Source organism: uncultured Ilumatobacter sp. (genome assembly GCF_963980585.1).
Lineage (GTDB): Bacteria > Actinomycetota > Acidimicrobiia > Acidimicrobiales > Ilumatobacteraceae > Ilumatobacter_A.
This window is the reverse complement of record NZ_CAXCAM010000071.1, coordinates 1-9,556: the sequence shown is the minus strand read 5'-3', so window position 1 is coordinate 9,556 and position 9,556 is coordinate 1. Positions and strand designations below refer to the sequence as shown.

The following is a 9,556-nucleotide window of genomic DNA, read 5'->3' as shown; positions in this document are numbered from 1 at the left end:
GGTTATCGATACAACCAGCGTTCAGCCTGACAGCGATCTGCACACCGACAAGCCAGCAGCGCGCTGGGTTTAAAAGTGGGGTTCGAGACGACACGCAACGTTGAGTTGCGCGACCGACGCCGTGTTCGGCAGCGACATGGTCGTTGAGATCAGTTCAGCAAGATCGGACGCATCGATCATCGTGGCGGAATCCTCGCCAAAGTCACTCGTCATGTCGGTCGCGATGAATCCAGGGCAGACCGACGTGACGCGAACGCCGTCATCCCAACCCGCCTGTTTCGTTGCCTCCGACAGAGCGAGCACAGCGTGCTTGGACATCGCATAGCCCGGTGCGAACGTTCCCATGACCCGCACACCGGACAACGAGGCGATGCTGACAACACGCCCGCTGCCGTCGGCGCGTAAATGTGGCAGCGCAAGTTGGATCATCCGAAACGGTGCCTTCACATTGACCGACCACAATGCGTCGAGCCCGTCTTCGGTGAGAGCTTCGAGCCCGGCGGTGTCGATGATCCCCGCATTGTTGACGAGACCGGACAGGGATCCGAATCGCTCGATGGTTGCGCTGACCCACTCGGCGTCGGTGCCGGGTTCGGTCGCGTCGTAGCGATGGCACAGCACCCTGTCGTCATCGCAACCCTCCATTGAATGGCGCAATGCTTCGATGTCGCGGCCGCCGACGCTGACGTTGTATCCGTCGCTGTGGAGCCGTCGTGCAATGGCGTTGCCCAGACCTCGATTCGCTCCGCTGATCATGATTGTTCTACCGGTCGGGTCAAGCATGACGCGACCGTAACCGACCCAGCTCGTCGGGAAACTGGCGGCGACGCAGTTCCAGCAGGCGAGGCGGGCTCCGGCTATCGAGCGACACGTCAGCGTCGCGCTCTGACGTGCGAAGATCATTCGAGCACACAGCCGGGGACCAACGTGCGCCCTGATCGACAAGGAAGAAAACACATGACTGGCAACCGAACCGCAGCTGTCGCTGCAGCCATGGATGACATCCGCCGCATCGAAGCCAATGTTGGCGTGACCACCAAGGGCGTCGAGGCCATTCGCGATCGGATCATCGAGCTGAGCCAACAACGCGACCTCTTCCCGCTCGAAGACTTTCCCTCCCCGACCGCCGAGGACGACTCGAACAGCTTCCTGTACCGCCTTGCTCAGGACACCGACGATCGGTTCGCCCTCTACGCCCAGTCGAGCAGCGGCCAGTTCGAGACACCGGTCCACAATCACACGACGTGGGCCGTGGTGGTCGGCTTTGACGGTCAGGAGCTCAACAAGTTCTTCGATCGAACCAGCGACGGTGTCACCCAAACCGATCGGCACATGGTCGAAGCCGGTACTGGCGTGGCGATGCTCCCCGACGATCTGCACTCGATTCACATCAACGGACAGGCTCTGAACTTCCACTGCTATGGCCTCGCGCTCGAACGACTTGATTCTCGTGAGTACTTCAGTCCCAGTGACAAGACGTGGAAGATCTTCAACAACGTCAGTGGCATCCGCGAGGCCCGCACCAGCTCGCACATCTGCTGATGGACGTCGATGCTCCGACGCTGAATCGGTGGCTCCAAGATGGTGACGAGTTGGCCGTCCTCGACGCACGTGAACAGGGGGTGTACTTCCGGTCGCATCTGTTTCACGCCGCCTGCATTCCACTTTCCCAGCTGGAGCTGGTGCTGCCGGGATCGGTGCCGCGCAGCGACACCAGAGTGGTGTGGTGCGACGATGGGAGCCACGACGAAACCGGCAGCACCCTCGCCCAGCGCGCGGCCGAGAAGGCTCAGGAACTCGGCTGGAGCAACCAGCATGTATTGGTTGGCGGCATTGGAGGCTGGGCCGCCAACGGAGGCGAGCTGTACTCAGGCGTGAACGTTCCCTCCAAGGCGTTCGGCGAGTTCGTTGAGCACACCTACGGCACGCCGCGCATCACCGCTGCGGAACTCAACACGATGATCGATGATGGTGCCGACATCGTGGTGCTCGACTCTCGTCCGCTCGAAGAGTTCCGCAACATGAGTATCCCGAGTGGCATTGATTGCCCTGGCGCCGAGCTGGTCCATCGTGTCAAAGAAGTCGTGACCGACCCCGAGACACTGGTGGTCGTGAACTGTGCCGGCAGAACACGCAGCATCATCGGGAGCCAATCGCTGATCAACGCCGGGCTCGAGAACAGCGTCGTGGCGCTTGAAAACGGCACGATGGGCTGGGAACTGGCCGGCTTCGATGTGGTTCGCGGCCACGATGTTCATGCACCAGATCCGGGCGCGACGAGCAAAGAATGGGCGATGTCCGCAGTGGCGGAAGTCGCCGAGCGGTTCGACGTCGGCCGGATCACGATCGACGAACTCGAACAGTGGCAAGCCGACACGACCCGCACGACGTACCTCTTCGACGTACGGACACCGGCGGAGTTCGAGGCAGGCCACCTCATCGGCAGCAGCAACGCCCCCGGCGGTCAGCTCGTGCAGGCAACCGACGAGTACGCAGCGACTCGAAATGCCCGACTCATTCTGGTCGACGACAATGGAGTGCGAGCCACCATGACGGCGAGCTGGTTACGCCAATTGGGGTGGAACGACGCGGTGGTCCTCGACGTCGATGTGCGCGAACTGGACGTGGTCTCCGGCAGGGTGGAGCGGCTGCCCGTGGAGTCGGCGCCTTCGATCACGGTGAGTGAATTGGGCGATCGTCTCAGCGCGGACGGTGTCGCGGTCCTCGATGTGGGGACCAGCCTGAAGTACCGGAAGAAGGGTCACATTCCAGGTTCGTTCTGGGGTGTGCGCAGCCGTTTGAACGCAGCCCGGGCTGTGGTCGGTGATGTGGAGACGTTGGTGATCACTTCAACCGATGGTCAACTCGCCAAGCTGGCCGTGCCTGACGCGCAGAAGGTGTGGCCCAATGCCTCGGTGCTGGCCTTGGCGGGCGGGAATCGGGCGTGGCGTCATGCCGGCAATGCAATGGAGTCTGGCTTTGAACGGCCCACGACCGAGCCCGACGACGTCTGGTACAAGCCGTATGACCACGACGGCCAGGCCGCTCCGAAGCACATGCAGGAGTACCTCACCTGGGAGATTGCCCTCGTGGATCAACTCGAACGAGATCCCACGGTGCGCTTCACGTCCTGGGCCTGAGTAAGCGTGAGCGTGCAGCAGACAACATCGGCAAGACTCTCCGATGTGGTCGTGCATTCGCTCATCGAGACAGAACGATTTGGGCAGCGTTATGCGGTGTCTGGCGAGGCAGCGCCGCGGACGGTGGAGCTTGAGGCACTCGGCAGCGACTATCGCGCGACTGGATATACGACGCGCGAGCAGGCGGACGACATCGGTCGGCTCCTTGAACTCGGGCCAGGCAGCGTGCTCCTCGACATCGGCGCCGGATGCGGATGGCCGGGCCTCTATCTGGCGACAACGCTCGGCTGCTCCGTGGTCAGCGTCGATCCGATCATGGAAGGTTGCAGTGCTGCTCTTGACCGGATCGGCAGCGATGACCTCGGACCCCGAGCACTCGCACTGCTCGGAACCGGCGAGCAGCTCCCGATCCGGTCGGGGTCGATCGACGCGATCGTGCACGCCGATGTGATGTGTTGACTGCCCAGGAAGCTCTCCGTGCTGAGAGCGTCTCGTCGGGTTCTGCGTCCGGGCGGCCGGCTGGCGTTCCATACGATCCAAGTGCCGCCGGGGCTCAGTGCAGCGAAGCGCCGGCGTGCAAGCTTGGTCGGGCCACCCGGGGTGGCGGTTCGGACGACCTATCCGAGCTTGCTCCGCTCAGCAGGTTTCATCGAGATTGACGAGGTCGATGTGACCGCTGAGTACCTCGCCACCCAGCGGCGCTGGCTCGCGGCCACGCTCCGGCACGAAGAGGGGCTGCGCTCAGTTCTCGGCGACGACGGAGTCCATGAAGGAATCGAGCGCCGGCGGCGCACGGTTGACGCGATCGAGGGGGGCTTGTTGTCGCGGACCCTGTATTCGGCCACTCGCTCACACCGATTGCGCTACGGACGCGACGCCCGGTCCAGCCCAAACCGGTGAGCTAGGAGGAATCGCGTGATTCGCTCGGAGTGGCATCGTTCACTGCGAGCGTTGATTCGATCTGGTCGAGGCGCTCAGCGAGGGTCGACTCGATCTGATCAAGACGCTCGACGAGCGTCGAGAGTGTCGAATCGAGACGAGTGAAGGGGTCAGTTTCTGGGGACGCCGCTTCGGCGTTGGCGCGTGCGGTCCGAACCCGTGCCGCCTCAATGAACGTTGAGGTCACTCTGGCTGTCACAACGGTGACGAGCCCGATGGCGGTGAGCATGACGACTGCCGCCACGGTTTTACCCACCGTGCTGATCGGCGTCGCATCGCCGTATCCGACCGTCGTGACCGTCTGGAGGGTGAACCAGAGCGCACTGCCGTAGGTGGGGTACTGACCGTGGTCAAAGACCCACATCATCAGCGCACCCAACAGAACGACCGCAACCGTCAGGCTGGTGATCATTTGGGTCGCGTGCCTCAACGACGACGGATTGTCATGGAATCGTTCATAGCCACGGCGGAGAATTCCCATGACCACATGGTCCCAGAGCGGGCCGCGCCGTCGCTGGATGGTGGCTGCGCTGGGCGGCTACTGGGTAGCTTCAGTAGTAAAATGGCGGCCGATGAGGTCAGCGCGAAGATGACGACATCCTTCAGAACCTTGTCGCCTCGAAAGGACCCGATTGTCATGAACCCAGACGTCAGCCAGCTCCCGCCGTTGGAGAACGATCTGAAGCGGGTCTTCGGATCGAACGCCACGATCGCCCCGCTCACTTCGACAGAACGGCTCGGCCGCCGCGTCGCCGGCATCGATCTGACCGAGCCGTTGACGCCGAGCCAGGCCGCGCTGTTGGTGGCATTGGTCGACTGGCACCGCATCGTGTCGTTCCCCACGCAAGACACACACGGCTTCAGCGTTGGCCATCTCGAGCAGGTGGCGAACCACTTCGGGGCGCCCCTGCCGCACCCGCACAACTACGCCAACTACGTCGGGCACGCTGCTGGGGACCTGCTAGAACTGCACCCCATCGAGGAGCGAACATCGACTCTGGTGGACCAGGCCTTCCCCGGCTCCATCATGTCGCTCGACGGGGCCGATAGCCCTGCGGTCTACATCGTCACCAACCTGGTCGGCAGCGGTCCCACGGTTGAACCCGAGGTCCGTGGCGGCCAGCACTGGCACACCGACATCGAGTTCGAACCTGCGCCTCTGTCAACCAGCCTGTTCTACGTCCAGCGCACCCCAACGACCCGCAACAGCTCACGCGGCACCTGGGTTGACAATCCTCCAAGAGAGCCAGGCTTCTATCACCCAGACTCAAGCGCTACGCTGTCTGAGCTACGTGAGGCTCTACCTCTGAACGCAGAGACGGCCTATGCCGACACGGCCGCTGCGTTCGCCGCGCTGCCGGAACAGGAGCGTCGAATGCTTGAAAAGGTCATGGTGCGACGTCGCCTACGTGTCACCGACGGCGGGTGGATGGTGCCGCTCGTCTACACCAATCCGAGGAGCGGCGTGAGGTCGCTCCACAGCCCGGTGTGGGCCTCGCGCGGCCGCCGGGTGGCTCCGGTCGAGGTGGACGGAATGGGCAGCGACGAGTCGCGCCGCTTCCTCGACCGGCTCGAGGAGCATTGCCTCCAGCCAGAGTTCCGCTACGACCACGTTCACACTCCAGGCGATGTGACGATCTGGAACAACTTCGCCACGCTTCACACGGCGCCTCCATCGAAGCCGATCGTTAACCATCCCGACGACGCTCGGCTGCTCTACCGCATCAGCTGCAAGGGAGACCCGAGCTACGAACTGCCTCGCAGTGACACCGACAAATGGATTGCCGCCAACATCTCCCCGCCGTATCGCACGCCGCCTCAGATTCCGAGGGTGAAACATCACGGCCGCTGAGGGGGCCTAGCGTGCATGTCATGTTTCGAGCTGCGACCGCTGTGGCGTGCACCATCGCCGCTGTCGGCACGCTCTCGACAACAGCGCAAGCAAGTTCGACGGATTCAACGCAACCAGCCATTCAGCGCGTCGTGACGCTTGGCGATTCCTACAGCTCGGGCAGTGGCATCCATCGCAACGCGTCGAGCTATGACGACCACGGGCCCGCGACCCATTCCTTCGGCCACTCGACCCGACTCGGTTCGAGTGCCTGCCAACGCGAACTTGACGAGACCCCTGGTCCCCGTTTCGCCGAGCAACTCGACGCCGAGTCGGTTTTTGTTGCCTGTGCGGGCGCAGTGATCCGCGAGATCCCCGCCCAGGTACGTGCTGCAGGCATTCGCGGCGACGGCGACGGGACGTTGATTACGATGACGATTGGCGGCAACGATCTTCGAACCGAACGTGATGAGAACTGGCCGGATGCCCTGTTGCGCTGCATCACAACGGCAAACTGCGACAAGCCACCACAGAATCAGATGGCCAACTTCGATGAGATCCGGCGTGATCTGATCCGAACATATGTCGCGATCGGTGACCAGTATCCCGACGTCATGGTGCGAGCGCTTGCGTACCCGCGGCTGATGCAGAGTGATCGCTGGTGCGAGGGCGTCTTGGGGATTAGCCGCAACGAGGCGGACTTCATTGATGAGCAGGTTGATCTGTTGAACCGCGAGATTGAGACTGCAACGAACATTGCTCGAGTCCGCACCGGTGCCGACATTCGCTATGTGTCGGTCATTGATGAGTTCGACAACCATGGGGCCTGCCGGTTCTGGCAGCGCGATCGGTATGTCAACGATGCGGTGTTCGGTGATTCCCTGCGTCGCAGCAAACTCGAAGATGGCACGATCCGCGAGCATTGGACCGATGGTCCCATCAACGTGTCGACGGCCTCTTTCCACCCCAGTTCGAGCGGCTATGACGCTTACCTCGACGCGCTGCAGGGCAGCTTGACCGCCACCGCCGGCTGAGCCCGTTCGTTCCGCGAACGTTCACCAGATCTGGGATCGTTCGTTCTACCGAACTGGATGGTTTGGGCGATGTTGCGACGCAGCGAACTGACGTCGAACAGCACAGTGTCCCAGGCAACGAGCGGCGCAGGTGTTCCCGCTCCGGCTATCGCCAGGCGATCGTTCGACATCACTGCCACCCAGACCTTCGACATGGTGTCACTCGTGACGATGCTGGCGCCGAGCTCGGATTGGTTTGTCGGGCTGCGCAACTTTGACCTGTTTGACGGGGAATGGGCGCCGAGCACCACGGTCAATGCTGGTAGCTATGACGCTGGAACATCGGGTGGTGACAACTTCGGCGTCTCAAGCCGATCTGGGCCAGGATTTGTCACCGGACCCGTCGATTCCGGCTACGTCGCCGCAGCATCTCAGAATGCTTTCGCAACGATCACGATCACCCGCACCGGCTGAACGCCGACCGAGCAGGTCGTTGTCGCATCTGGTCCGAACCAGAACACAACGCTCGGTTCCTGAGCCATGCGGGATTGTCACAATGTGACAGTGGTTGTCACGCCTTGTTGGTGTCCAACACAACCACACCCAGGAGGATCAGAACATGCGCATTTCAATGCAGGACGTTCCCGTCAAGATCGATGTACCTGGCGCGGCAGCTTCCCGACTTCGGAGTCGCGTCCGGCACGATCGGTGCGGAGTACTTCTCGATGGCCGCTGGCACCGACCTCGCTCCGCTTCTCGAAGGGCTTGAGGGCGACATGTGCCACGGGCCGCACTGGGGGTTCATGCTCAACAGCGATGTTGTCGTCAGCTACAGCGACGGTTCAACCGAGCAGTGTGTGAAAGGAGATCTCTTTCACTGGCCCGCCGGCCACAGCGTTCGGGTGAACGAAGACGCAGAACTCATCATGCTCAGCCCGCAAGCCGAGCACATGGCCGTGATGGAACACATCAACGCCAAGCTCGCCGGCTGACACAAGACGGGTCGTCCGATCTCGCTACCGCACTCCAACGGGCACGTACTCACGCACGACGTCCGGGTCGAATTGGAAGCCACACCCGTTCGAGCCGACAACATGCAACGGGAAGACAGTGACGTCGACGAACTGTGGTCGTCGGAGCCGTCGAGCGCGGGCAGTGCTGATTTCGAGGTGTGAACGAAACGCCGCAACGTCGGCGACACTGACGTCATGAGCGATCTGTGGGATGAGACTGATGATGGCGATATCTCACCGATCTGCGCTTCGTGCGGTGTCAGTGCGTTACCACCTGAGGCGCCCGGTGAGCCATCGATGTGCGAGAACCCCAACTGCTCAGAATTTGGCGAGCTGATGAGCCGATGAGCACAGACCAAGACGCTGCAGCATCGAGTGGCGAAGTTGAGGGTGTGACGTACATCGTGGACCCGGCTGACCCGCGGCTCGACGACTACCGCGAGCTGAACAGCATCGCGGTTCGTGCCGAAATGGAAGCCGATGAGTATTTCATGGGCGAGGGGTACGTCCCGATCGACCGCATGCTCGACTCTGGGCATCGCATGCGTTCGGTGTTACTCCACCCAAAACGCCTCAAGCGGTTCGTTCCCACGATGTCTCGGCCTGAGATGGCTGGCGTGCCGGTCTATGTTGCGAACCAAGCGGTCCTTGCCGAGGTCGTTGGCTTCAACATGGACCGGTGTTGTCTCGCGTCCGCCTTCCGTGCTCCGATGCCGACCGTTGCTGAGTTGTCGAGCACGTGTCGGCGGCTCGTCGTGCTTGAAGCGCTCAATGACGATCAGAACGTGGGCGCAATCGCCCGCGCGTCGCGTGCGTTTGGCATCGACGGCATGGTCATCAGTCCAACCTGCAACGATCCGTATCAACGGCGCACGGTGCGAGTCAGCATGGGCGAGATCCTCCACATCCCGGTCGCCCGAGCAGATGCCGAGGATTGGCCGAGCGCCCTGCACACGCTTCGTGACGCAGGCTTTGAGACATGGGCTCTCACCCCCGATGTCGTCGCGGTCGACCTCTGGGACATGGACGTACCCGACCGGGTCGCAGTTGTTCTCGGCGCGGAAGGCCATGGCTTGGAGCCTGAGACGATGGACGTTGCGACGCACCGCGTTCGGATCTCGATCTCGACCGACGTCGACTCACTCAACGTCGGCCATGCTGCAGCAGTTACGTTCGCAGTGATCGGTCGCCCGGCGCGAGCTCGATGAGTGCAATGCCTCCGGTTTCGGTGGCGGCGGAGATGCCGAGACTTATTCCGTTTGGTCGCCGTGGTCGAGGAGGGCTCTGGCCGCCATCTGCCCGAAGTTGTTGGCGGCCTCCGGGCTGGCCGGACACGAGTTTCCGGTCGATGTGGCCCGAGTTGTTGGCCTTGTTGTTGAGGATCTCGACGCCGAGTGCTTCGAGCTGCTCGCCAAAGTGCCGCTCTTGATGCAGCAACTACCGCGCCCGGATCTGCGGGCCGTCTCGGTGAGGTCTGGTACTTCTCGGCGCGGTTCCCAGGCGCCCGATATGGGCCGATATCGGGCGATTGCTCGGCGCAGGTTCTCTATCGGCAGCAGGCCCACGGAGCGCGCGTTGTGTGCTCATTGCTGCAGAGAACGTGCCGGTTGTGCGCGGCTT

11 protein-coding genes are annotated in these 9,556 nt (G+C 62.4%); 9 read left to right on the top strand and 2 right to left on the bottom strand.

The genetic code is table 11. The annotated features are described in order from the left end of the window. Positions 1-69: 69 nt before the first annotated feature. Positions 70-783, bottom strand: a complete 714-nt coding sequence (locus ACH2DW_RS14750; protein WP_394930506.1) for an SDR family NAD(P)-dependent oxidoreductase — start codon at positions 781-783, stop codon at positions 70-72. 174 nt (positions 784-957) lie between these two features. On the opposite strand from ACH2DW_RS14750, the gene ACH2DW_RS14745 reads away from it, so the two are divergent. The 4 genes from ACH2DW_RS14745 (at position 958) to ACH2DW_RS14730 (ending at position 4,040) form a co-directional block, all read left to right on the top strand. Next, positions 958-1,542 (top strand): cysteine dioxygenase, encoded by a 585-nt coding sequence (locus tag ACH2DW_RS14745; RefSeq protein WP_394930505.1) that lies wholly within the window; start codon positions 958-960, stop codon positions 1,540-1,542. Further along, complete coding sequence (locus ACH2DW_RS14740) at positions 1,479-3,140, top strand: rhodanese-like domain-containing protein (RefSeq protein WP_394930504.1); 1,662 nt, start codon at positions 1,479-1,481, stop codon at positions 3,138-3,140. The genes ACH2DW_RS14745 and ACH2DW_RS14740 overlap by 64 nt, the downstream gene beginning before the upstream one ends. A gap of 6 nt (positions 3,141-3,146) precedes the next feature. Next, entirely contained in the window at positions 3,147-3,599 is a 453-nt protein-coding gene (locus ACH2DW_RS14735; protein WP_394930503.1) for an SAM-dependent methyltransferase, read from the top strand. A gap of 141 nt (positions 3,600-3,740) precedes the next feature. Next, positions 3,741-4,040, top strand: coding sequence for a hypothetical protein (locus tag ACH2DW_RS14730; protein WP_394930502.1), 300 nt, complete (start codon positions 3,741-3,743; stop codon positions 4,038-4,040). Between the two features lies 1 nt (position 4,041). Here ACH2DW_RS14730 and ACH2DW_RS14725 read toward each other — a convergent pair whose 3' ends face one another. Next, entirely contained in the window at positions 4,042-4,560 is a 519-nt protein-coding gene (locus ACH2DW_RS14725) for a potassium channel family protein (RefSeq protein WP_394930501.1), read from the bottom strand. A 156-nt stretch (positions 4,561-4,716) separates the two neighbouring features. Here ACH2DW_RS14725 and ACH2DW_RS14720 point away from each other — a divergent pair, with 156 nt between their 5' ends. From ACH2DW_RS14720 to ACH2DW_RS14700, 5 genes are all read left to right on the top strand, one after another. Continuing rightward, the gene (locus ACH2DW_RS14720; protein WP_394930500.1) at positions 4,717-5,931 is read left to right on the top strand and encodes a TauD/TfdA dioxygenase family protein; all 1,215 of its coding nucleotides are present in this window, start codon (positions 4,717-4,719) and stop codon (positions 5,929-5,931) included. A gap of 20 nt (positions 5,932-5,951) precedes the next feature. Next, the gene (locus tag ACH2DW_RS14715) at positions 5,952-6,944 is read left to right on the top strand and encodes a hypothetical protein (RefSeq protein WP_394930499.1); all 993 of its coding nucleotides are present in this window, start codon (positions 5,952-5,954) and stop codon (positions 6,942-6,944) included. Between the two features lie 69 nt (positions 6,945-7,013). After that, positions 7,014-7,397 carry a spondin domain-containing protein gene (locus tag ACH2DW_RS14710; RefSeq protein ID WP_394930498.1) on the top strand — a complete coding sequence of 128 codons (384 nt, stop codon included), beginning with the start codon at positions 7,014-7,016 and terminating at the stop codon, positions 7,395-7,397. Positions 7,398-7,579: 182 nt separating this feature from the next. Beyond that, the gene (locus ACH2DW_RS14705; protein WP_394930497.1) at positions 7,580-7,915 is read left to right on the top strand and encodes a cupin domain-containing protein; all 336 of its coding nucleotides are present in this window, start codon (positions 7,580-7,582) and stop codon (positions 7,913-7,915) included. Between the two features lie 365 nt (positions 7,916-8,280). Continuing rightward, entirely contained in the window at positions 8,281-9,144 is an 864-nt protein-coding gene (locus ACH2DW_RS14700) for a TrmH family RNA methyltransferase (protein ID WP_394930496.1), read from the top strand. The last annotated feature ends 412 nt before the right edge of the window (positions 9,145-9,556 follow it).